This is a genomic window from Rhodococcus sp. 5G237, from assembly GCF_053764735.1.
Genome location: NZ_JBSNCD010000003.1, coordinates 569,961 through 593,519, shown reverse-complemented (window position 1 = coordinate 593,519; position 23,559 = coordinate 569,961). Strand labels below are relative to the sequence as shown.

Genomic DNA, 23,559 nt, shown 5'->3' with positions numbered 1-23,559 from the left:
CACGCGGCTGAGCGGTCCCCGTCAGCCGCGCGCGTCGGTCGGCGCCGCCGTGAACTCGGCGACGAACCGGCGGAGCGGGAGCGCGATCACCAGCAACGCCACCATGTTCGCAGTGAGGGTCGCGACGCCGACCCCGAGCAGTTCGAGCCGCGGAACCAGCAACGCCGCCCCGCCGATCGTGATCGCGACGACGAGGCATTGCACGGCGAGCATGAGATGTAACCGGCGCAGGATCTGGGCGAGTAGGAAGTACACCACCACGACCGCCCCGACGACGGCGTCGAGCGCCATGACGAGCACCAGCCCGGCGGCGGCGTGGAAGTAGTCGGGGGAGACGAGCCACAGGATCAGGGGCCCCCCGAGCGCCAGACCGGTGGCCGAGACGGCGGTGACCGCGCCGAGCATCCGGACGAACCGCCGCAACAGGTGCGCACGATCGGCCCCCGGCGAGGATGCCTCGACGACGAACGACGATCCCACCGCGCCGCGTAGCAGGCCGAGGGCGGTGCACATCGTCCACGCCAGGTTGAAGTAGGCGTTCTGCTCGGGGCCCAGAGTGGACATGACGATCAGCGGCAGAGCCAGCGGGGTGAGCGTCAGGACGAGCGACATCGTGAAGAACACGCCCTGGAACGCCCACAGTTCCCGGACCGGCGGCAGGTCGGGTTCGACCTCGCGGCGTCCCGGCAAGGTCGCGCGCAGGACGCGCATCAGGACCACGGCGGTGATGCCGAGGGCGAGCACGCCCCACGAACCGGTGAGCGCCAGGGCCGAGCCGGTGCCCGCCAACGCGATCACGGGCACGATCTTGAGCACCGACAACGCGATGTTCTTCGCCGCGACCGTGCGCGCGAGCCGCAGACCGATGAGGATCGGATCGGTGATCGCGTAGAGCGCGAAGGCACACACCATCAGCGGGAAGACGGTGGCCTCGGTGGTAGTGGGGAACAGGGTGGTCCGCGTCGGCCCGATGAGCACGAACAGTGCGCCGAGCAGCAACGCCACCGCACCGACGAGCGCGCAACCGCCGACGATCAACCGCCCCGATGCGCGACCTGCACCCGGCAGGAAGCGTTGGTAGGCACCACCGAGCGACAGGCACGAGATCGACGCGAGCATCGTCGCCGTACTGATCACCGCGGACGCGTGTCCCACGACGGCCGTCGGAAAGAACCGCTCGGCCACAGCCCAGTAGACGAGTCCGAGCAGCCCCGTGGCGAGCGAGGACAGCATGAGCGCGGCCGCGTTCGATTCGAGGCCGGGTGCCGCACCGCCTCGCAACCGGCGGGTGAGTGTCGCGATCACGTCGCCGTCTCCTGCCGCAGGGCCGCGACGAGTTCGGCCGCGGTGGCCGGATCGGCCTTCCGCGCGAAGAAGGCCCCGGAGGCGAGCAGCACCGGGGCGTCCGCGGGGGTGAGCAGGCGGGGGTTCGCAGCGAGCGGATCGGACCAGTCGATGTAGTGCATCCCGTGCAACGGATCGGCGAGTCGGTCGGTATCCGTCCCTGCCGTGTGGTCCTGCGCGATCCGGTCCCGCAACGGCGAGGCGGCAAGGATCGAGTGGACGACGATCTCGTCGGGGCAGAAGGTGTGCCGATGGAACCGCAACCACGACGGATGCCGGTCGAGGAAGGTCGTCACGTGGTCGACCGCCGCTGCGGTCAGTGCCCACCACTGCGAACCCTGATGGAGATCGACGGTCGTGTCGACGCGGCGGGGGATGCGCCCGGAGACGTGCTGCAGCACGCCGCCGGGCCGGTCGGGGAAATGCCGGCGCGACACCCGCGCCGGAAAACACATCCCGGGAGCGGTCAGACACCGGTCCAGACGCAGGAACTCGGTGGACGACGCCCAAGCCGTCAGGATGTCGTCGAGCGGCGCGACGCGGATGTCGGAACCGGACAGCAGGGCGAAGCGGTCGTAGTCGCGTCCCGTTGCCCGTGCAGCGCGGACCAGGGCGAGCATCGCCTCGATCTGGCTGAGCCCACCCCAGTGCACATCGACGCGTTGCGCACCGCGCAGATAGGTCACCGCATCGTCCTCGGGCACCGCGTCCTCGAACGGTTCGAGATCCGAGGTGGCGTCGATGTGCAGGTAGATGTCGATCGCGGGATGTCGCAGCGAATCGACGAGGGTTCGGAACAGTTCCGGATGCCGATGGGCCTGGATCAGGACCGCCGCACGCACACTCACGGACGCATCCGTCCGAGTGCGGCCCGGACGAACGCTGCGGTGCGCGCGACGTGCGGGGGACGCAACATCCCCACGTGATCGCCCGGAACGCGTTCGACGGACACCACATTCGCTGCGATCGCCGGCCACCACTGCGGGTCGTCCGGATTGTCCTCGGCCATCACCACTTCGACGTGTCCGTCCCATGGGCGGAAACGGTGGAGCAACGCGACGCGACGGCCGAGCTCGTGGAACAGCTCCCACTGTGTCTGCGCCGGGTACTGCACGATTCCCGCGGTGAGCAGGCGCGCGCGGGTGCGCCACAGATCCGACCGCGATGGCGCCGCGGCCGGTGTGGCCTCGCCCGGTGTCGTCGTGGTGGACGTCCTGGGCAGCTCGGGACCACCCTCGGTGAGCGGTCCGTCGAGGATGGTGTCGAGACACACCACGGCCGAGACGGTTTCCCCGCGATCCTCGAGCAGCCGTGCGACGTCCATGGCGATCACCCCGCCGAGGGAGTGGCCGACGAAGACGTACGGGCCGTGCGGCTGGATGCGGCGGATGTGCTTCAGGTAGCGGCGCGCGGCGGAACGGACGGTCCAGTCCGGCAGGCCGCGACGCTCGAGTCCGCGGGCCTGCAACCCGTAGACCGGCTGATCGGGGCCGAGTTCCCGCGCGAGCGGCAGCAGAGCCAGAGCCGTCGATCCCGCGCCCGCGAACGCGAACACCGGGGGACGGGTACCTGTGGTCTGCAGGGCGACGAGCACGGAGCCGGGTCGTGCGGTCGGTGCCGGAGCAGCAGAGTCGACACGCCCGGAATCGACAGGCCCGGAATCGACACGCACGGTGTCGATGTGGCGGGCGAACCGTCGCAGCGTCGGGTTGTGGGCGAGCGTCGCGGACGACGTGTCGATCCCGAACCGGTCGCTCACGCGGGTGAGCATCTGCTGGGTCTGAAGGGAGTCGCCGCCGAGAGAGACGAAGTCGTCGTCGCGTCCGATCGCATCGAGGCCGAGGACCTCCGCCCAGATCTCGGCGAGCGTGCTCTCGGTGCCGGCGTTCGGTTCCACATGTGTGGGGCGCCCCGGCGGGGCGGGCAGCGCGCCACGGTCGATCTTGCCGCGTTCGTTGCGGGGAAGTACCGGCAGCAACACGATCCGGCCGGGCACCATCCACGCCGGCAGCGTGTCGCGCAGTTCGCGGCGCAGGTCCGCCTCGGACGGCGCGCGTTCGTGCGGGGCGGTGGCGACGTAACCGACGAGCGAGACGATCATGCCGTCGCGGTGCGCGGTGACCACCGCATCGTCCACACCGGGCAGTGAGCGCAGCGCGGCGGCCACCTCGTTGGGTTCGACGAGGTAACCGCGGACCTTCACGGCGTCGTCCTGCCGTCCGACGAGGCGCAGCAGTCCGTCGGGTCCGATGCGGCCGAGATCGCTCGTCCGGAAGACGGGGGTGCCGTCCTCGGTGTGGCCGAACGCGTCGGGGGTGCCGGCGAGGACGCCGTCGACGTCGGTGAAGTAGCCCTCGGAGACGAACGGCGACTCGATGACCAGGGTGCCTGTCGTACCGGGCGACACGTCGTGGCCGTCCGCGTCGACGAGACGGATCATCTTGCGCGCGGCCGGTTCCCCGGCGGGCAGGATTCCGTCGGGTACGTCGGATCCGGTGTCGAAGGGGGCGAAGGCGATGTTGCCGGTCTCGGACGAGCCGGAGAGATTGCAGTATGTGCTGCCGGCGTCGAGGCGCGCGTGGAGAGCGCGGACGTCGTCGCCGTGGACGGGCTCGCCGCACGTCGTCACCAGTCGCAACCCCTGCAGGTCGCCGGGTCCGCAGACCTTCAGGATCGACCGCAGCAGCGACGGGGTGGTGTGCAGGGTGGTCGGACGGGACGCCTGCAACCAGGCGGGAACAGCCTCGATCCCGGTCTGCCGCGGATCGATCACGTGGAGTTCGGCGCCGTGCAGCAGCGCCGACATCACGATGTCGAGACCGCCGCCGAAACTGATGGGCAACGGCAGGCCGACGCGGTCGTCGGCGCCGATGCCGAGTCGCTCGTGGAACTCCGCAGCCTGATTGAGCCACAGCCGGTTTCCCTGCCGCACGGCCTTCGGTGTGCCGGTGGAGCCGGAGGTGAACAACAACACCGCGGTGTCGCAGGCCGTCACGGTGGGCAGGACGGCCTCGTCCGCCGACGGCAGGTCTCCGAGTTCGGCGGGAGACAGCCGCAGGCCACCGCTGCGCCGGTGGATCTCGGTTCGACGCTCCTCGGGCAGTTGGGCATCGAGGAGCACCAGCGGACGACCCGACATCAGAACCGAGGCCAGTGCGACGAGAGTGTCGAGGTCGCCGGTGGTGTCGAGCGCGATCGGTCGTCGTGGATCCGGTTCGTGGGCCGCGAGTGCACGGGCGCGGTCGGTGGACCGCGCGAGAAGTTCACCGTAGGTGACGGATTCGCCGGCGCACACCAACGCCGGCACCTCGGGGGTGGATTCGGCGACGAGGGTGAAACGATCGCGGACGGTGTGCGTGTCCGCGATGGGAAGGATCGACCTCATCGCGGTGACGTCGCGTGCGTGCCTGCGACCGGGGACGGCAGACCGAGGCGGGGGAACAGCAGTTCCGCGGTGATCTCCGCTTCCCGAGCCGACGGCCAGCCCGACAGGATCCAGATGTCGATGCCGAGATCGGCGCTCATCTCCCGGATGCGGGCCGCGACGTTGTCGGCGCTGCCGACGAGATAGTTGCCGGTGCCCTTACCCGCGATGTCGAAGGGCGGTTCGGCGGCGGTCCAGATGGTCAGGCCCGCGGCCATGTTCGGGGCGAACTCGAGTTCGCTCCGGGTGGGCAGACGGCCCGCGCGCAGCGCCTCGATCCGCTCCGTCACCTGCGGGTCGTCGGAGGTCAACTCCGCCAGCGGCGGGAAGTGGAAGCTCGTGAGGTTGCGGTCGACGGTCGCAAGGACCGACTCCGGATCGGTCTGCGCGAGCTGCCATTCGAAACGGTCCCACGCCTCGTCCTCGGTCTCGCGCACGATGACGCTCGCGAGGACACCGAAGCGCATCGTGCGTCCACGCCCGGCGGTGGCGGCGCGGACCCGGTCGAACAACCGGCCCATGTCGGCGGCGGGTCCCATGAAGGTCAGGTAGGCGTCGAGCACCGCGGCGGCATGGTCGATGCCCTCCGGCGAAGCACCCGTGCCCCACACCGGCACGCCACCCGGCTGACGCGGTCCGCCGATGGCCGGCTTGTAGCGCGGGCCGAAATCGAAGTAGCGGCCGTGGTATTCCTCGGTGTCGTCGAGGTAGAGCTTGCGGAACAGCGTCCAGTACTCCTCGGAGACGGCATAGCGTTCCTGCTTCGAATGGAAGCGCCCGTAGCGGGCCAGCACCGGATCGGCGCCGTTGACCTGGTTGTAGATCAGCCGGCCACCCGAATAGTGGTCGAAGACCTGGGCCTGTTCGGCCAGCAGTGCGGGCGGCTTGATCCCGGGATATTCGGGGACCAGGAACCGCAGGTGCTCGGTATCGCCGATCAGCGAGATCGGTTCCCGGGCGGTCGTGAGGGCTCCGTAGTAGCCCAGTCGGTCGAGGACACGTGCCTGCTCGCGCAGTGCCTCGAAGGTCGACGGATAGCGATGGCGCGGATCCCACGGCACCTCGCCGTCGACCGCTCCGATGTACCAGAGGATATCGGGGGTGCTCGTGTCCTCGACCGACATGTTCGTTCGTTCCCTCTACTGCGCTCTAGCGTTCGTCACAGAACTCGGTGATGGGCAGACCGACGTGGCGTGCCTCGGTGGGGACGTACCCGAGCAGCTTGTCGCCGGGCTTCAATTCGGTGACGTTGTTGACCGAGCCACCCGGGCCGAGCAACCGGACGTGCCAGTCGTCCTGGGTGATGACGTTGACGGACTTGCCGTTCGGCGCGGTAGCGGTGATCGACAGCAGCGGACGCTTCTCGATCTTCACGCGGCCGATGCGGACCTCGCGCACGCTGCCGTCCGACCGCACCGCGAGGATCGGGAAACCGGCCTGAAGCTCGCTGATGTAGCGGGTGCGGTTCTCGGGGCCGAGCACGTAGGAGTGGACGGCGCCGGCGTTCCAGCGGAACGGGCGGGTGGGCATGTAGGGCAACGGGTGGGTTTCGCTGCACGACAGGAACATCCCTGTCGAGAACGAACCGAGCAGGCAACCTTCGTCCTTCTCGAGCAGCGAGCACGTGTCGATGCACGCGCGGTCGCCCATGCCGATGTGCTCGACCTTGGACACGACCAGCTCCGACAGCTCCATCTTCTCGAGCTGGTGGTCGACGATGCGGGCGATCGTCACCACGTCGTCGGCGTTGCGCGGCGCCAGCAGCAGGCCGTCGGAACCGTGCTCGAGCACGAGCTTGACGATCTCGGCGTCCTCGACGTCGGTCACTGTCGTGACGGTCCGTCCACCGGAGTTCTCGGCCGCGGCGATCACGATCTCGAGCGGGATCTTCGTCGGGTCGGTGAAGGTCAGCACCGTCCACGGAACCTCACGGACCACCTCGCACGCCTCCTGCAGGGTGGGGGCGTCGGACACGACGACGTGCACACCCCGATCGGGGGTGTGGCCGATGTGCTCGGAGTGCACGTGGGCGCGATCGGAGACGACGACCAGGTCGACCTTGTCGTACGGAAAGTCCTCACCCGCAGGCTCGTCGAGGAACAGGATGCGGCGCACGGTCGGCGGCAGATCGGACAGCACCTCCGCCGAGTCGGCGACGATGCCGTCGACCCGCTGGTTCAGGGCTGCCTGGACGACGGCGTCGCGCTGCGACCCGTCGAGAGTGCGGATGTCGATCCACGCGAAGTGGCCCTCGCGGCTCGCGGGTGCGCGGCGGCTGTCCGCGCCGGCTCCGTCGACCGGGACGATCCGGTCGGTGACGATTGTGCTGTCCATGGGTGGACGGATTCCCTTCGTGGCGTGCGCAGGGTGCGCGGGTGGAGCGGATTCCTGATTCCGGGTGCCGGTCAGGCAGTTTCGAGCCGAGGTTCGAGCCGGGCGTCGAGACCGAGATGTTCGTTCGTGCGAGTGGGCCGCATGCCGTGGACCATCGCGGACAGTGCCGTCGCGACGACGAGCGGGTTGGACGCGCCGAACACGTTCCTGCCGAAACTCAGACCCGCGACCCCCGCGTCGAGGATCTCACCGGCGAGATCGAGGACGGCGTCGTCGGTGGCCGCGCGGTCGCCGCCGGCGACACAGATCGGGATCGGGCAGCTGTCGACGACCGTCCGCATCGTCTCCGTCGCACCGGTGTAGTCGAGCTTGACCATGTCGGCGCCGAGATCGGTGGCGATCGCGGCGAGGTGCGCGACCTCCTGCGACGTGGGCCGACCGGAACGCTGCGGTCCCCGGGCGTACATCATGGCCAGCAGCGGCATGCCGAGGGTGTCGCATTCCCGTGAGACGGCGGCGAAGTCGGCGAGCTGCCGACGCTCGGTGTCGGAACCGATGTTGACGTGGATGCTGACCGCGTCGGCGCCGAGCCGCAGGGCGTCGTCGACACCGGAGACGAGGACCTTCGCGTCGATGTCGAGGCTGAGGTTCGTGCCGGCCGAGAGGTGGACGATGAGCGCCATGCGCGCGAAGTGCACGGGATCGACGTGGCGGGCGCGTCCGCGATGCAGGACGACAGCATTCGCTCCGGCCTCGGCTAGGGTGCGCACGGTCGTGTCGGCATGATCGGCATGTCCGAGGGGTCCGACGGTCACCGAGTGGTCCATCGGGACGATGAGGGTCCGGCCGGTGACGGGGTCGCAGATGCGGGACATGCGAAGGGATTTGCCGCTTGCGACGCGCTTGCACGCGAGTGTTGAAACGGTCCGCATCGATTACTCCTGTCCAGCAGGGAAACCTGCTCCGGCCACAGTGGATCCCCTGTCGTATTAGGGTAGGCTACACAAAACTCTGAACGGGAGAATAGGGGACCCTGTGCGATCTGCGCCACTCGTTCGAAATGTCCGATTGGATGCGTGCGTCGCCGACCGCCGGGAGACGAGGGCGATCACGGGTCGCGATCTGCACTCCTACCTGCGACGTATCGGTCTCGAGGCGGCGATCGCGGACGGGCCGGCCGACGTCGGACTCCTCCGTACCGTCGTCGCCGCGCAGATCGCCTCGGTCCCGTTCGAGAATCTCGATATCCATCGCGGAATTCCCGTCGATATCGAACCCGCCGCTCTCGTCGGCAAGCTCGTCGGCCGCCGTCGCGGAGGCATCTGCTACGAGGTCAACGGCCTGCTCACCCTCGCCCTGCGGGGACTCGGCTTCGACGCGCACCTCGTCGGTGCCGAGGTCCTGACGGACGCCGGGTACGGGCCGCCCCTCGGGCACGTCGTCCTCGTGGTCCGGATCGACGGACATCCCTGGCTCGTCGATGCGGGTTTCGGGGGAGAAGCGCTCGTCGAGGAGGCGACCGACGGCGATCCCGGTGCCGGCACCGCCTACGACGTGCGCTTCGAATCCGGAAGTGCCTATCGCACCGACGGAGTGCTGCGTCCGCTGGCCGATTTCGTGGCGATGGCGCACTGGCACAGCACGTCGCCGGGATCGCGCTTCACCCGCGGCATCGTCTGCTCGGTGACGCGTTCCGACGGACGGTACACCCTCTCGTGTGCTCCTGGCGGCGACTACCGCCTCACGATCACCGGCGAGAACGGCCGGGAGACACGCGAACTCGACGACGCGAACGTCGTGGAGGTCCTGCGCCGCGAATTCGGTGTGGCGCTCGCCGATCCGCCCCGGCCTCGTGATGTCGGTGCCGCTGCTCGGTTGTGAATCCGGGTGCGGCCGGAGGCCGGTATCAGTTGTAGGCCCACGGGGTGGGGAAGGGGAGCCCGAGATAGACCTCCCCGAGTGCGCGCTGCTCGTCCTCGGATTCGACCCAGCGCTGCATGCGGGTCAGTCGCAACCGCAGGTCCATCGGATCGTTCGACAGTGCATGGATCGTGGTGGTGAGCAGCCAGGAGAAGTACTGGGCCTGCCAGATCCGGGGCAGGCAGGTGGTGCTGTAGGAGTCGAGGTGCTCGCGGATGCCGGCCTTGTAGTGCGCTCCGAGTGCGTAGGACAGCACGCACGCGTCGGAGACGGCGAGGTTCAGTCCCTTTGCTCCCGCCGGTGGCACGATGTGGGCGGCGTCGCCGAGCAGGAACAGCCTGCCCTTCTGCATCGTCTCGCACACGACACTGCGCAGCGGTGCGAGCGAACGATCGAAGATCTCACCCCGTTCGAGTTCGGGGTGGTCGATGCTCTCGCTGCGCCGCGTCAGCTCGTCCCAGATCCGCTCGTCGGGCCAGTCGTCGAGATCGGTGTCGACGGGAACCTGCAGGTACTGCCGGGTGATGCGGGGTCCGCGCATGCTGTGCAGCGACAGTCCGTCCTCGTGCGCGCAGTACATGCCCTCGGGGGTCGCGGGGGCGGTGCGCGCGAGGATGCCCAGCCAGGCCACCGGATAGGTGCGGGTGATCTCGATGCGTTCGGAGTCGGGGATGTGGGCACGTCCGACGCCGTGGAAACCGTCGCACGCGGCGACGAAATCCGCTTCGATCGTGACGATCTCGCCCGCCCGCTCGGCGCGGAGGGTCGCCCCGTCGGCTCGGGTGTCGATTCCGACGACCTTCGTCTCGAACAGGATCGGGCCGTCCTCCTCGAGTCGCAGGGCCACGAGATCCTTCACGAGTTCCTGCTGCGCGTAGACGGTCGCGTGGCCGCCGATGAGGCGGTGGAAGTTCAGATGGTGGGTGGTGCGATCGAAGCGGAGGAAGAAGCCGTCGTGGTCCATTCCCTCCACCGCCAGTCGGGTGCCCGCACCGAGTTCGTGCATGAGAGTGACGGTGGGTTGCTCGAGGATGCCTGCCCGCGTGCGGTTCTCGATATATGCGCGGTCGCGGTGCTCGACGACGATCGACTCGATACCCTGCAGCGCGAGCTGCCGGGCCAGCGTCAGTCCTGCCGGGCCTGCACCGATGATTGCTACCTGTGTGCGCACGTGGAGTCCTCTTGTCCGAATCACCCGCACAGTTCCCGAAATGTCTGTGATGTCCGACACATGAGGATGCTAGGGCTTTGCTTAGGCTTACCTATTACATAATCTACTGCACGAATATCGTTGAATCTCGGGCGCTCGACCACAACGGGGGGTGGCGGCGCCGTCGGGCTCGACGGTTCGACCTGAATTCTTCTGTGGCCGAGTGGAGACGATTGCCTTGAGTATTGCAGTACCCCGAGACGATTTCGGAGCCGGGGACGTCGAAACGACGACGCCGCCTCCCCTCGCCGACGCCGATGCCGAGCAGGATCGACCGACCGTGTCGGTGATCATTCCGGCGATGAACGAGGCCAAGAACCTTCCGTATGTGGCCTACCGCATGCCCGAGGACATCGACCAGATCGTCTTCGTCGACGGCAAATCGTCCGACGACACCGTCGAGGTCGCCCGGAAGCTCTGGCCCGACGCCACTTTCGTCCAGCAGACGCGCAGCGGTAAGGGCAACGCGCTCGCGTGCGGTTTCGAAGCCGCCACCGGCGACATCATCGTGATGATCGATGCCGACGGTTCGACCGACCCCGCCGAGATCCCGCGGTTCGTCGAGGCGCTCGTCGGCGGCGCCGACCTCGCCAAGGGCAGTCGCTTCGTCGAACCCGGTGGGAGCACCGACATCACGGCCTTCCGCAGTCTCGGCAACAAGGGGCTCAACGGCCTGGTCAACCTGGTCTTCCGCACCGGTTTCACCGATCTCTGTTACGGCTACAACGCTTTCTGGCGCAAGCACCTGCCGCTGCTCGAGCTTCCGCCCACCAGCTACACCCGGCCGCAGTGGGGCGACGGCTTCGAGATCGAGACGGTCATCAACGTCCGCCTCGCGACGAGCGGTCTCGAGATCGCCGAGGTCGGCAGCTTCGAAGGCCCTCGCCTGCACGGGCGCAGCAACCTCAACGCCTACAGCGACGGCATGCGTGTGCTGCGCACCATCGGCCAGGAATGGCAGCACTGGCGCGAGGTCCGGAAGATTCGCAAGGCCACCCGTGCCGCCGACGTGCGTGAACTGACGGCGTGACCGCGACCGCGCCCGGTAGCCCTGCCGGCGCGGCCACCGGCGGAGATGTACCCGCGACGACGGGACGGAGTCTCGAACGAAACAGTATGGCGCTGGCGGTTTCCGCCCTGGTCACCGGCGTGGTCGGACTCGCCTACTGGGCGATCGTGGGTCGGCTGTATCCGGCCGTCGAGGTCGGAGCGGCCTCCGCCGTCATCACGACCGCGACGATGCTCTCGGCCTTCGGGAATCTCAGCATCGGCGCCCTCTTCGAGCGGTTCCTGCCTCTCGCCGGACTCCGTGCGAGATCGATGGCGCGCATCGGCTTCCTCGTCGGAGCGTGTTCCGGAACAGCGCTCGGTACGGGTTTCCTGTTCTGGGGCCCGACCGACGAGATGTTCCGCGGCACACTCGATGCCGCGCTCTTCCCCGTCGTCGTTGCGGTGCTGTCGGCGTTCGCGCTGCTCGACCACACCTCCGTCGGACTGCGTGAGGCCGGCTGGGCGGCGACGAAGAACGTCGCCCATTCCCTGGTGAAGTTGGCGCTCGTGATCGTGTTCGCCTACACCGCCTCACGACTGGCCGTGGTGTGGACGTGGATCGGGTCTGCCGCGCTCGCGGTCGTGATCCTCGGACTCCGCGTCCGGCGGCGACTTCTCGACGAGGAGTACCACGCCACCGGGTCGGATCTCCCACCGCGACGGGAACTCGGCAGCTTCCTCGCCGGTGCCTACGGCATCTACGTCGTCGGTGCACTCGCGCCACTCGTGCTCCCGCTCATCGTGATCGACCGTCTCGGTGCCGAGGCCAACGCCTACTTCGCGATCACGTGGTCGCTCGTCACCTCCGTCATGGTCCTCATGACGATGCTCATGGGCCCGTACGTCGCGGCCGCCGCCGCGGACGGACCTCACACCTGGCAACTCACCCGCAGGTTCCTTCTCATCCTCGCCGCCGTGGCCACCGGCGGCATCGTGCTGTTCGCCGTGATCGGCCCGTGGTTGTTGCGGATCGTCGGTCCCGACTACGCCGAGGCGGGCACACCGCTGTTGCGGTGGGCCGCACTCGCACTGGTTCCCGCCGTCGTCGCCTTCGCGTACAACGCGGTGGCGCGTGTGCTGCGCAGGCTGCGACTGGCGGTCGCGGTGCAGGTCGTCAACGCCGGCCTCATCTTCGGGGTGAGCGCCTGGCTCATCGACGATCGCGGTCTCGTCGCACTCGGACAGGCCTACGTCGTCGCGGAGACGGTCTCCGCCGTGCTGCTCGCGATCCCGCTGGCGAGGGCGCTCATCGAACTGCGTCGCGACGCTCAGCGATCGGTGAACTGAATCGCGGAATCGGTGGGTGCGAACTGGCCGTCGCGGTACATCTGTTCGAGCACGGCGAAGTCCGGTTCGTACACCGTCACCCAGTCGATCTCGACCGACACCTCGTCCGCACGCAGATCCGAGTCCTCGCTGCACGGTTCGAGACCCCAGTCGACGCGCCGCTCGCACGACCCGCCCTCGGCCTGCATGCCGAGCCACATCGGCACATCGGGCACCATCTCGTCGGAATGCGCCTCAGCCCAGACTTTTCCGTCGAGCAGGTACCGCACGATTCCCGGTCCCCATTCGACGCCGACGGTGTGCCAGTCGGAGAAGTCCCCGGCGATCGAGACGCCGTGCTTGTCGCGCTCGCCGTTCGACTTCTTCCAGTGCAGGAAGGCCGACATCTCCTCGCGGTGACCGTCGACGCTCTCGGCGAAATCGATCTCCGGCGGCCACTGTTCGTCCTGCGGCCACAACAGCATGTGGTACGAGATGTCGTCGCTGACGTCGGCGCGCATCCGGATCTCCCACCGTCCGTAGGTCTGTGCGACGGGGAAGTTCGACACCCCGCCGCTGACCCATCCGGAGTCGGTGCGTTCGGAATGCAGTTCGAGGACGTCGCCGTCCACGGACACCATCGAGTGGTTCCATTCCCCGAGCGGGTTGCCACCGGGTTGGCCGCTGTAGGTGCCCCACGAGTCGCCGAGTTCGCAGCGGTCGAAGTCGTCGGTGAAGATCTGCGTCCAGCCGGGTAGGTTCCCGCTGGGCATCGGGACACCGCCGGCCGGTTCCGTCGCCACCGTGCACGCCGGTGACGACGATGCGGTGGGCAGCACCGAACAGGCCGTTGTGGCCGCGGTGGCTGAAAGCGTCAGAGCCGCAGCCAGAACAGAGACGGTCCTGCGCCCGGTCATGCGGCCAGCTCCCCGAAACGCAACAGGGTCTGCACCGCCGCGACCACCACCCACACCGCGAGCGCACCCGAGATCAGCCACGCGACGCGGGTGCGGCCGATCGAACCGGTGGCCGGGACCTCGTGTTCGCGCAACACGACACCGAGGACGAGAAGGATTCCGGCGAGGACGAAGGAGATGTTGGCCAGATTCATGAGACTCCGAGATCGAGGTCGGGGGCGTCCGTGCGGCGCAGCACGATCGTTCCGTCGTGGTCGAAGATCGACACGTAGAAGCCGCTGTTTCGGATACGCGCGATCTGGGAGTCGATGTACTCCTCCGACAGGCCGTACTGCAGGCGCATCATGCCCGTGCCCTGCCTGGTGACGAGCATGTACTCCGGGCCTCGCGCGAGTGCACACCCCGCGAGATCGTCGATGCACGAATAGCTGTCGACGAAGAGCAGGATCGGGCCCTCGGGATCGAGGATCCGTCGCGGGCCCACGGCGTGCGGCGCATGGCTGAACGGCATGATCTTCGAGTCCGGAGGAACCTCGGCGATCAAACGGTCGGTCACCTCCACCATCTCGGTGGTCGACATCTCGAACGAGGTGTTGAGACCGCGGTTGGTCGTCAGCACGAGGGACACCACGATCAGGGCCAGAGCCCCGGCGATCACGGCGGGGCGCCGTGACGTCGATCCGGCGGGGACGCGGGGCGGGGAGGTGAGGAGCCGTCGTACCAATGCCACCGTCTTCACCACGGCGATCGCGGCGAAGGGCGCCAGCATCGGGGACGCCAGCACGAAGCAGCGGATGATCATCTCGCCGCCGTAGCTCTGCAACGCGACGAGCGAGAACGGTGCTCCGGCCACGAGTCCGGCGGCCGGCCACGGCCGCCGGCGGCGCGACAGAAGCCACCCCGCGAAGGCGACGAGCGCGAATCCGGCGGAGGCGGCGATACGCAGGTACTGCATCGACTGGTAGGTCGGGTCGCCGGAGAGCCGGTTGCCGACACCGCGTTCGACGGCGTTGCCCACCTGGCCGATCTCGGCGATGAGGAACTTCAGGTGACCCATCCAGAAGTCCGTGGCGCCGTAGCTGAACCAGGCGGCGAAGATCAGTCCGGCGGCGAGCCACAGTGTCCGGTAGCGGGTCGCGCCGACGATCGCGAAGCAGGCCAGCGCGATGATCGTCAGGATCGGGGTGATCTGGTGCGTGACGGTGTTCGCGCCGATGAGCAGCAGCAGGACCGCGCCGAGGGCCGTCGTCCGAGCGGTGCCGAAGCCCGGGACCAGTCCGGGGGTGCGGCGCGGTGCGGTCCTGACGAAGCCCCACAGGCCCGGAGCCGTCGCGGGCAGCGGGGCGCGGCGCAACTGCCACAGCAGCGTTGCGATCACGGTCGCGTAGAGGATCAACGCGACGGCCTGCGGCGCGAAGTAGTCCTGCTGATACCAGTTGAAGAGCTGGTAGAGGACGACGGCGAGCCAGGCCGAGCGCGCGCGGCCGGTGACCACGATCGCGATCGCGTAGAGGGGGAAGAGCAGGAGCCCACCGAACACGAGCGATGCGCCGGCCAGGAACACCCCGGCGTCGGGCAGCCCGGAGGCGACGAGCATCTGCGCGCCCGCGGAGAAGAATGCGGCCCAGCTGAACCGGGCGTCCACGGCGTCGGGCAGGACACCGGATTCGGCGAGGGTGGCGATGAAGCCGCGGTGGACGAAGGCCGTCGGCACCGATGTCTGCCCGGTCGCGGCGGGCACCAGCATCGTCGTGTAGGTGACGAGTACGAGCGACGCGACCGCCAAGACGACGTGGTCGACGCGGGTCCGGGTGAGTGCGACGGCGATCGTCGAGCACACCAGCGCGAGACCGACGATGTAGAACGGGCCGACCTCGGTGATGATCCCGAAATGGCCGGCCGCGCGGTAGTCGAGGGTGCGCGCGGCCGCGACGAACAACGCGACCGAGACGGCGAGGGCAGTGAGGGAACCCGCGCGCTCACGCGTCATCACCGTCAGGCGCTGCGTCGCCCGCGCCGGGAAGGCGTACTCGCGGGGAAGGGTGCCTGCCGCACCCGCACACAGCGCCAGCGACCCGAGGACGATGAGCATCTGGACGAGCACCGGATGCCACCAGGCGAGCACCATCGCGAAGTGCGCGCTCAGCAGGGTGGTCGCCATCGACACCGACACGGCCAGCGACGCGGCCAGCGCACGACCCGGGATGCGGAGCATCACCACGATCGGGATGCCGGGGATCACCACCGCACCCGCGACCGCGACGAGAACCCGGACGGGGAGGGGGATCACGTCCCCGGAGCCGACGGCGACCAACAGGGTCTGGATGCCGAGCAGAGCGGTGACGACGGCGGCGACGATCAGCGCGAGGCGCGGATTCCACCCGAAGCGGATCGGTGTCGACTGCGGCGCGATGCCGGTCGGGTCGGGGGACGGGCGCACCGGAATGTCTGCGACCTTCATGTGAGATCGAGGCTTCCCACGCGATGTCGTCGGCTCCGCAGGTACAGAACGGGACCTGTCAGATAGCCCCATGCCTCGCGCACCCGCAGTTCGAGCGGCCACTCACGGGGCAGGTCGACGTTCTTGCTCGAGGTGGGTGACAGCAACATGTGCAATCCGCGCGGGAAGCGACGGATGATCGCCCAGGCCCCGGACGGACCCGACAACAGCAGCTTCGCGAGCGACGCCGCCATCCCGGTTCCGTAGCCGTACGACTGCACGCGCAGGTCGTCCATGTTGTCGCGGTGGTAGTGACGCACGACCGCGAGCGGGTTGTAGGCGACGGCCCAGCCGTCGAGCAGCGCTGCGCGGAACGAGTCGAGATCCTCGCCGCCCCGGGTGGGGGTGCCGGTGCCGAGACGTTCGTCGAATCCGCCGATCGACGCGAGCGCGGTCTTCCGGAAGACCATGTTGTTGCCGGATCCGCACTCACCCGCCGTGTAGGGGAAGAACGGGCCGTGCGGGCCGTACCCACCGAGTTCGGCGGTGGCACCCGCGTGGCACATCGCCCACACGGTTGCCTCGGTGCCCTTGTCGAAGATCTTCGCCTCCTCGAACCATTCCTGTTCGACGGTGGCGGCGTCGGTACCGAGGACCCGACCGGTGACGATGCCGACGATGCCGTTCTCGTCGGCGACGAAGGTCTTCAGGACCCGGGCGATCCAGTCGGGATCGGGAAGTGCGTCGTCGTCGGTGAAGGCCACCAGACGTCCGTGCGCATGCCAGGCGCCGCGATTGCGCGCGGCGGACACGCCGGGGACGGGTTCCTCCACGACGCGCAGGCGCGGGTCGTCGAGTTCGGCCACGAGTGCCGTGGCCGCACCGCGCTGCGGCCGGTTGTCGACGACGATCAGTTCGAGATTTCGGTGTGTCTGGGCCAGCACGGCTTTCGCGGTGTCCAGCAGCGAGGGGCGGCCGACCGTCGCGATGACCACCGAGACGAGCTCGTCCGCAGTGATTGCGGCTTCGGTGGCTGCCCGGCCCGTCGAGGAGCCCGGACGCGCGGTGCCGGCTGCCGCCCCACGGGTCGTGAGCGAACGGGAGACGGTGCCGAAGGCGGTGACCAACAGACCGAGGACGAGCACGAACGCGCGGGCGAACGCCGAGGGCGTACCCGTGACGCCGCGGCCGAGACAGCGGGCAGTGCCGGTCGTGAGAGTGCGCAGCACGAAACTGCGTTCGGCGGACAGGCCGGCGCCCGCACCGACCATCGCCGACAGGATCGCTTTCGAGCGACCTTCGTGCAGACAGCGATTCGTGAAGTACGCCAGCTTCGCGCGGGAACGCGGAACCGTGTGGTCGACGGCGAAGTCCTCGATCCGGACGATGCGCGAATCCGGGAACAGTCGCCGCAGTTCGATACCCATCAGGGTCTCCTCGCACCCGGCGGGGACCGAACCGACCCGACCGAGCCGATGCGAGAAACCGCCGGCCTTCATCAGCGCGTCGCGGCGCACCGCCATCGCGGCACCGATCGGATTGCGGATCTCACTGCCGTGCGGGGGAAGTCCCCGGTAGTCGCAGCCGACGACCCAGCCGAACTCCTCCGGGAACCAGGCCGGAGGCGCGCCGGCCTCCCACCGTGCGTGCACGGCACCACCGATCGCGACGATGCTCTCGTCGGCGAAGGCCGTACGCACAGCGTCGAGTCCGTCGGGGCGCAGGGTCGCGTCGTCGTCGAGGAAGACGACGACGTCGGCCTGCGTCGCCGCGGTGCCCGTGTTGCGGGCTCCGGACAGTCCACGGTCCTCGCGGTTCGGGACGACGGTCACCCCGTCGGGGAAGTGGTCGGAGAGCCAGGCCTGCAATCCCTCGTTGTGGTCGACGACGACGATCAACTCGTCGATTTCCGGGTTCAGCTGGTCGCGGACGGCACGGACGCCGAGGTCGAGGTCGTCGCGGCGCTCGTCGCTGAAACAGCAGACGACGACGGCGAGCCGGAGGCCCGGAGTGGTCTTCGATGTCAACGTGGAGCTCCGGGTCGGTCGGCGGACACATGATAGATAGGCAAGGCTGTCCTTATCGTAACGGGAGTCGGGCGGATCCGGGAAATCCGACATCCGCCCGCACCTGCGGATTCGGTGTCGCAAGCAGGTCGAGTGGATCCGCCACTGCGCGCTGCAGCGCCGCGCGTATCCGGTCGGCGGGGAAGACGGTGTCGTGGAAGGACGCCACCACGATGACCCGCGAACCGAAGGCGCTCGTGGTGAACGTGATGCCTTCCGGCCCGGTCGGATCGTTGTGAGCCGCGTAGAAGGGCAGGTCGGTGACGAGCCACGGCAGCCTGTCCACCAGGGGGCCCTTGCTCAGGCTGGAGAAGAGGATCCGCGCCCGCGGCGACCGGGGCCGGGTGCTCGGTGCGGCGAAGGTCAGACCGCGGCGCAGTGCCACGTGGGTGCGCGCCGAACTCACCGCCAGATTGGCGACGGGACGGCCCGTCGAGGCGGCACGACCGAGCGCGTCGTGGATCGCGCGCGGGGAGGGGTATGCGCCCACGGAAAAGTCGAGGCCGGCGACGAAGTTGCCGAGCGGTGTCCGTCCGGCCGGGAGATAGCGGCGCACGTCGAACGGGACGGAGATCGTCGGCGCCGGGTCGATGCCCTCGGCGGTGAGCGCCCGGTGCAGCACCGTCGAGGTCACCGAGAACATCGACACGCTCGGCTCGTGCTCGTCGCGCCAGGCCCGCAGACGGTCGAAGACGTCCTGCTCGAAGGTCGCCACCGCACCCGCGCGCGACGGCGTCCACGGCACCTCGTCGCGGTTCTCGGCCACCGGTTCCTCCGGTACCCCTGCGCTGCCGAGCAATCGGCGCAGCGCCCAGAGCCGCCGCGGGTCGGATCCGAAGACCCGGGCCGCCGCCGTGCCGACACCCGAGCACCTGCGACGGGTGTCGCGCCACACCGCGGGGTCGGTCGGGTCGAGTACCCCGAGCAGCACCGCGTGGAAGCGGAGCGTCAGCTCGACCTCCCCGAGCCCGTGGTTGTGGTCGGTGAGGATGTGGTCGCCGGCCAGCACGATGCGGGTGCGCCGATCACCGGCCGGAAAGGACGTGCCCACCAGGAGATCCGCGGCCGACTCCGGATCGTCCGCGACGACGATCTCGGGCGTGGTCCGAGGATCGTAGATCCAGCGGGTGGTCGTCGACGACGGCTGCAACCCGAAACGGGTGTGCGGACCGGACCCGATCAGTGCACGCACACGGGCGGCGACCACATCGGGTTCGGGAACGGCGACGGGACCGATCGCGGCCGTGACCCGGGATCTGCTGTGCAGCACATCCAACGGGCCGACCGTGACCGCGCGTGTCGCGGTGGGCGTGGCCCTGCTCATCCGCCGACGAGGGCGTCGGCGCCGCGCTCGGCGCGGAACCAGTCCACCGTCCGGGCGATGCCCTCGGCGAGGTCGACGCGCGGCGACCAGCCCAGCACCTTCCGCGCGAGGCCGGCGTCGAGGGCCGAGTGTCGCACGTCGCCCGAGCGGGCCGGCTGCCACTGCGGCTCGGTCGTGTACCCGGTGGCGCGCGCGACCATCGCGTGCAGGTCGCGGTCGGAGGTCTCGACACCGGTGCCTATGTTGAAGCGCATGCCCGAACCGGCGGTGCCGGAGGCCGCGACGAAAGCTTCCACGACGTCGTCGACGTACACGTAGTCACGGGTGTTGCCGCCGTCGCCGAACAGGGTGGTGGGGGCGGCGTCGAGCATCGCGCGGGCGAAGACGGCGACCACGCCGGCCTCACCGTGCGGGTCCTGGCGCGGACCGTACACGTTCGCGGGAGCGATGTGGGAGCAGTCGAGTCCCTGGAGGACCCGGAAACTGTCGAGGTACATCTCTCCGCCGACCTTGCTGCAGGCATAGGGGGAGACCGGGGCCACGGGGGTCGTCTCGGCGACGGGCGGGACGGCGGTGGAACCGTAGATGGCGCCGCCGGAGGACGCGAAGACGACCTTGCGGGTGCCGGCGGTCACGGCCGCGCGGGCCACGGCGATGGTGCCGAGGATGTTCGTGGACGCGTCGCCGGCCGGGTCGTCGACACTGACCCGCACGTCGATCTGGGCGGCGAGATGGAAGACCACCTCGGGGGCGAAACGGGTGAAGATCGGGGTCGGGTCGTCGTACCGGAGGTCGAGGACCTCGAGGTCGGTACCGCCCTCGTCGAGTGCCGCGGTCAGATTGCTCTCGCGGCCACGGCTGAGATCGTCGACGACGAGCACACGGTGGCCGTCCGCCCGAAGCCGGTCGACGAGCGTCGATCCGATGAATCCGGCACCGCCGGTGACCAGCGCATGCACGGGCGCCTCCGTTTCTCGTGTCCGTATGCTCGAATGGAGCAGCGAAGGAAGTTTAGGCAAACCTATCCTGAGTCGGGGCGGGTGACCCACTCGCATTTCGTCCGGAATGCCGTATTAGTGAGGAACATCACAGTTTGGTGTCGCGACCAAATTGGGGCAATCGCGCATGTGTACCGTCACGATTGCTGCTAGCGTCCCGATGCGTTGATCTTGGTGTCCGCATGGTTCCGGCAGGTCCGGATCCCGCCAACGTCGGGGAGTTGTCGATGACTTCAGCTATGGGTGTGGACTCACGAAGAACGGCCTCCCGCAGGCGGATCCGCGGACTGCTCGCTGTTCTCGCGACAGCGGTCGTGTCCGTCGGCGCGACGATCGTGGCGGCGCCGGTCGCGCAGGCCTACGAGATCGGGCCGGTGCGCGACTCGAACGGACGCTGCCTCGACAACAAGTGGGGCGTGACGCTCGACGGCAACCCCGTCCAGGTGTACACCTGCAACGGCTCGGCAGCGCAGTCGTGGAGCGCCGAGGCCGACAACACCGTCCGGGTGCAGGGCAAGTGCCTGATGCCCGCGCAGGGACGGATGAACAACAACACCGCCGTGGTGATCTCGAACTGCACCGGCGCCGCCAACCAGAAGTGGGTGGAGGGACCCGGGGGAACCGTGCGGCTGCAGAGCAATTCGACGCTGTGCCTCGAGAACTCGAACGGCGCGAACGTCGACGGCAACCCGGTGGTCGTGCGCACCTGCAACGGCTCCGCCGCTCAGCGCTGGCAGTACGGGAGCCCCACGGTGCCGCCGGAACCCGCCCCGCAACCGATCGTCACCTCCCCGTCCGGAGTGTCCGCGCCGCGCGGCAACCTCGACGGATGGCGACAGATCTTCGTCGACGAATTCACCCGCGACGCCCCGGTCGGCAGCTGGGCCAATGTGTGCGATCCGGACCGCATCGTCTACACCGGCGCCGAAGGCCAGAAATGGCGCACCTACCCGAGCTGCTATCTCGACACCTACCAGCGTCGGCCCTACCGGCCGGATCAGGTGCTGTCGGTCGGTAACGGCGTCATGAACTTCCACCTGCACCCGGTGGACGGCATGCCGGCCGGGGCCAACCCGTCGCCGCTGATCGACGGCGTGTCCCAGTACCAGACCTACGGCCGCTACAGCATCCGGTTGAAGGTCGACAACCCGAACCTGCAGGAGTACTACATCGCCTCGCTGCTGTGGCCGCAGTCCGAACGGTGGCCGGTGGACGGTGAGTTCGACTTCCCCGAGGGTGGACTCGCAGGAACCGTGAGCGGCTTCCACCACTACGCCGGCGGGGGCTCGTGCCCCAGCTGCCAGATCGAGGCCGCCTACACCGGCGCGCGGTTCACCGACTGGCACACCTACACGATGGAGTGGTCACCCGGCCGCATCCGCTACCTCCTCGACGATCAAGTGGTGCTCGACAGCACCGACTGGGTGCCGTCGACGCCGATGCGCTGGCAGATCCAGGTCGAGACGAACGGTTACGGCGCCAACACCGGCAACCTGCTCGTCGACTGGGTGTCGGTGTATTCCTACGATCCCGCTGCGCGTCCCTGAGGCGGAGCCGACCGTGGGTTCGGAGGCGGAGTGGATCGGAAGTTCTGAGGCTCAGGAGTGCTTACGGGGCGTCGTTAACGCAATCTTCACCGACACGCTTCCTCCGCCACCGAGCGAATCGTCCGTATCGGGGTTAGCGTCGGGGGTGTAGGCGGCGCAGGTGCCGTCTACACGGGAGGTCCCTGATCGTGTGGCTGACACAGTCCGAGCGAGGGGGCCGGCACCGGGCCTCCGTGGTCGTGACGACACCGGGGACCCACCGGCCCACCGAATACGTCCGGGCGGTGCCGTCCGGGCCGAGGAGCCCCACGTGAACGCAACACGCTCCGTCCCCACCCGCTCCGGCCACGCCTCCGGTACCGCCGCTGCGAAAGAATCCGCTGTACGCACCTACGTGCTGGACACTTCAGTGTTGCTCTCCGACCCTTGGGCGGTCACCAGGTTCGCCGAGCACGAAGTCGTCCTCCCGCTGGTCGTGATCGGCGAACTCGAAGGGAAACGGCACCACCACGAACTCGGCTGGTTCGCCCGCGAATCGTTGCGCCTGCTCGACGACCTGCGGCAGCGGCACGGACGCCTCGACCAGCCCATCCCCATCGGGGACGAGGGTGGCACCCTCCACGTGGAGCTCAATCACACCGACCCCATGGTCCTGCCCGCGGGATTCCGCACCGACACCAACGACTCCCGCATCCTCGCGTGCGCCCTGAATCTGGCCACCGAGGGTCGCGACGTGGTGCTCGTCAGCAAGGACATCCCCTTGCGCGTCAAGGCCGGTGCCGTCGGCCTCGACGCCGACGAGTACCACGCCCAGGATGTGGTGATCTCGGGATGGACGGGCATGACCGAACTCGAAGTCGACCGGGCCCTCATCGACGAGATGTTCACCGAGGGCATCGTCGACATCGACGACGCGCGGGATCTGCCGTGCCACACGGGGATCAGACTTCTCGGTGGTTCGTCCAGCGCACTCGGCCGGGTCACCGCCGACAAGCGGGTGCAGCTCGTCCGCGGCGACCGGGAGGCGTTCGGACTGCACGGACGCTCCGCCGAACAGCGCGTCGCCCTCGACCTGCTGCTCGACGAATCCGTCGGCATCGTCTCCCTCGGCGGCAAAGCCGGAACCGGAAAGTCCGCCCTGGCACTGACGGCCGGACTCGAGGCCGTCCTGGAAAGACGAACCCACCGCAAGGTGGTCGTCTTCCGGCCGCTCTACGCGGTGGGTGGGCAGGAACTCGGCTACCTGCCGGGTACCGAGGCCGAGAAGATGAATCCGTGGGGCCAGGCGGTCTTCGACACCCTCGAAGGACTTGCCAGCCCGGCGGTGCTCGAGGAGGTGCTCAGCCGCGGAATGCTGGAAGTGCTGCCGCTCACGCACATTCGCGGCCGGTCGTTGCACGATTCGTTCGTCATCGTCGACGAGGCGCAGTCGCTCGAACGCAACGTGCTGCTCACCGTCCTGTCGCGGCTCGGTGCGGGATCGCGCGTCGTGCTCACCCACGACGTCGCCCAGCGTGACAACCTGCGTGTCGGCCGGCACGACGGTGTCGCGGCGGTCATCGAGAAGCTCAAGGGGCATCCGTTGTTCGCGCACGTGACGCTCACCCGCAGTGAGCGGTCGCCGATCGCGGCCCTCGTGACGGAGATGCTCGAGGAGTTCGCTCCGGGCGCCTGACGCCCGAGCACGGTCGACGCGGCGCGTCCGGCATCCGCCGGGCG

General features: G+C 68.7%; 18 protein-coding genes. 5 read left to right on the top strand and 13 right to left on the bottom strand.

The features are described 5' to 3' along the window. Positions 1-21: 21 nt before the first annotated feature. From ACWPOC_RS09330 to ACWPOC_RS09305, 6 genes are all read right to left on the bottom strand, one after another. Positions 22-1,305, bottom strand: a complete 1,284-nt coding sequence (locus ACWPOC_RS09330) for a lipopolysaccharide biosynthesis protein (protein ID WP_085468915.1) — start codon at positions 1,303-1,305, stop codon at positions 22-24. Further along, entirely contained in the window at positions 1,302-2,192 is an 891-nt protein-coding gene (locus ACWPOC_RS09325) for a beta-1,6-N-acetylglucosaminyltransferase (protein ID WP_179161759.1), read from the bottom strand. The genes ACWPOC_RS09330 and ACWPOC_RS09325 overlap by 4 nt, the downstream gene beginning before the upstream one ends. After that, positions 2,189-4,729 (bottom strand): non-ribosomal peptide synthetase, encoded by a 2,541-nt coding sequence (locus tag ACWPOC_RS09320; RefSeq protein ID WP_120281757.1) that lies wholly within the window; start codon positions 4,727-4,729, stop codon positions 2,189-2,191. Before ACWPOC_RS09320 ends, ACWPOC_RS09325 begins: the two co-directional genes overlap by 4 nt. Next, the gene (locus ACWPOC_RS09315) at positions 4,726-5,892 is read right to left on the bottom strand and encodes an LLM class flavin-dependent oxidoreductase (RefSeq protein WP_349536168.1); all 1,167 of its coding nucleotides are present in this window, start codon (positions 5,890-5,892) and stop codon (positions 4,726-4,728) included. Before ACWPOC_RS09315 ends, ACWPOC_RS09320 begins: the two co-directional genes overlap by 4 nt. A 25-nt stretch (positions 5,893-5,917) precedes the next feature. Continuing rightward, on the bottom strand, positions 5,918-7,102 hold the full coding sequence (locus ACWPOC_RS09310; RefSeq protein ID WP_120281758.1) for a 3-dehydroquinate synthase II: 1,185 nt from the start codon (positions 7,100-7,102) through the stop codon (positions 5,918-5,920). A 71-nt stretch (positions 7,103-7,173) separates the two neighbouring features. Next, positions 7,174-8,034 carry a 2-amino-3,7-dideoxy-D-threo-hept-6-ulosonate synthase gene (locus ACWPOC_RS09305; protein WP_120281759.1) on the bottom strand — a complete coding sequence of 287 codons (861 nt, stop codon included), beginning with the start codon at positions 8,032-8,034 and terminating at the stop codon, positions 7,174-7,176. Positions 8,035-8,170: 136 nt separating this feature from the next. Between ACWPOC_RS09305 and ACWPOC_RS09300 the strand changes: the two genes are divergently transcribed. After that, entirely contained in the window at positions 8,171-8,983 is an 813-nt protein-coding gene (locus tag ACWPOC_RS09300) for an arylamine N-acetyltransferase (RefSeq protein ID WP_147414383.1), read from the top strand. A gap of 25 nt (positions 8,984-9,008) precedes the next feature. On the opposite strand, the gene ACWPOC_RS09295 is transcribed toward ACWPOC_RS09300, so the two are convergent. Next, positions 9,009-10,193 (bottom strand): 4-hydroxybenzoate 3-monooxygenase, encoded by a 1,185-nt coding sequence (locus ACWPOC_RS09295; protein WP_120281761.1) that lies wholly within the window; start codon positions 10,191-10,193, stop codon positions 9,009-9,011. Between the two features lie 217 nt (positions 10,194-10,410). Between ACWPOC_RS09295 and ACWPOC_RS09290 the strand changes: the two genes are divergently transcribed. Continuing rightward, positions 10,411-11,262, top strand: a complete 852-nt coding sequence (locus ACWPOC_RS09290; protein ID WP_455408455.1) for a glycosyltransferase family 2 protein — start codon at positions 10,411-10,413, stop codon at positions 11,260-11,262. A gap of 86 nt (positions 11,263-11,348) precedes the next feature. After that, positions 11,349-12,569, top strand: coding sequence for a lipopolysaccharide biosynthesis protein (locus tag ACWPOC_RS09285; protein ID WP_455408454.1), 1,221 nt, complete (start codon positions 11,349-11,351; stop codon positions 12,567-12,569). On the opposite strand, the gene ACWPOC_RS09280 is transcribed toward ACWPOC_RS09285, so the two are convergent. The 6 genes from ACWPOC_RS09280 to ACWPOC_RS09255 form a co-directional block, all read right to left on the bottom strand. Then, positions 12,551-13,321, bottom strand: a complete 771-nt coding sequence (locus ACWPOC_RS09280) for a glycoside hydrolase family 16 protein (RefSeq protein WP_120284029.1) — start codon at positions 13,319-13,321, stop codon at positions 12,551-12,553. The two genes, ACWPOC_RS09285 and ACWPOC_RS09280, sit on opposite strands and share 19 nt — an antisense overlap. 140 nt (positions 13,322-13,461) lie before the next feature. After that, positions 13,462-13,659 (bottom strand): hypothetical protein, encoded by a 198-nt coding sequence (locus tag ACWPOC_RS09275; RefSeq protein WP_120281763.1) that lies wholly within the window; start codon positions 13,657-13,659, stop codon positions 13,462-13,464. Beyond that, positions 13,656-15,926 (bottom strand): hypothetical protein, encoded by a 2,271-nt coding sequence (locus ACWPOC_RS09270; protein ID WP_455408453.1) that lies wholly within the window; start codon positions 15,924-15,926, stop codon positions 13,656-13,658. The genes ACWPOC_RS09275 and ACWPOC_RS09270 overlap by 4 nt, the downstream gene beginning before the upstream one ends. Continuing rightward, positions 15,923-17,932, bottom strand: a complete 2,010-nt coding sequence (locus ACWPOC_RS09265; RefSeq protein ID WP_455408452.1) for a glycosyltransferase — start codon at positions 17,930-17,932, stop codon at positions 15,923-15,925. The genes ACWPOC_RS09270 and ACWPOC_RS09265 overlap by 4 nt, the downstream gene beginning before the upstream one ends. Before the next feature lie 52 nt (positions 17,933-17,984). After that, positions 17,985-19,295, bottom strand: a complete 1,311-nt coding sequence (locus ACWPOC_RS09260) for a hypothetical protein (protein WP_455408451.1) — start codon at positions 19,293-19,295, stop codon at positions 17,985-17,987. Next, complete coding sequence (locus tag ACWPOC_RS09255) at positions 19,292-20,254, bottom strand: NAD-dependent epimerase/dehydratase family protein (RefSeq protein WP_455408450.1); 963 nt, start codon at positions 20,252-20,254, stop codon at positions 19,292-19,294. Before ACWPOC_RS09255 ends, ACWPOC_RS09260 begins: the two co-directional genes overlap by 4 nt. A gap of 266 nt (positions 20,255-20,520) precedes the next feature. Between ACWPOC_RS09255 and ACWPOC_RS09250 the strand changes: the two genes are divergently transcribed. Further along, complete coding sequence (locus tag ACWPOC_RS09250) at positions 20,521-21,840, top strand: ricin-type beta-trefoil lectin domain protein (RefSeq protein ID WP_455408449.1); 1,320 nt, start codon at positions 20,521-20,523, stop codon at positions 21,838-21,840. Positions 21,841-22,150: 310 nt separating this feature from the next. Beyond that, a complete protein-coding gene (locus ACWPOC_RS09245; protein WP_174247077.1) occupies positions 22,151-23,515 on the top strand; it encodes a PhoH family protein in 1,365 nt (454 codons plus the stop codon). Positions 23,516-23,559: the final 44 nt, after the last annotated feature.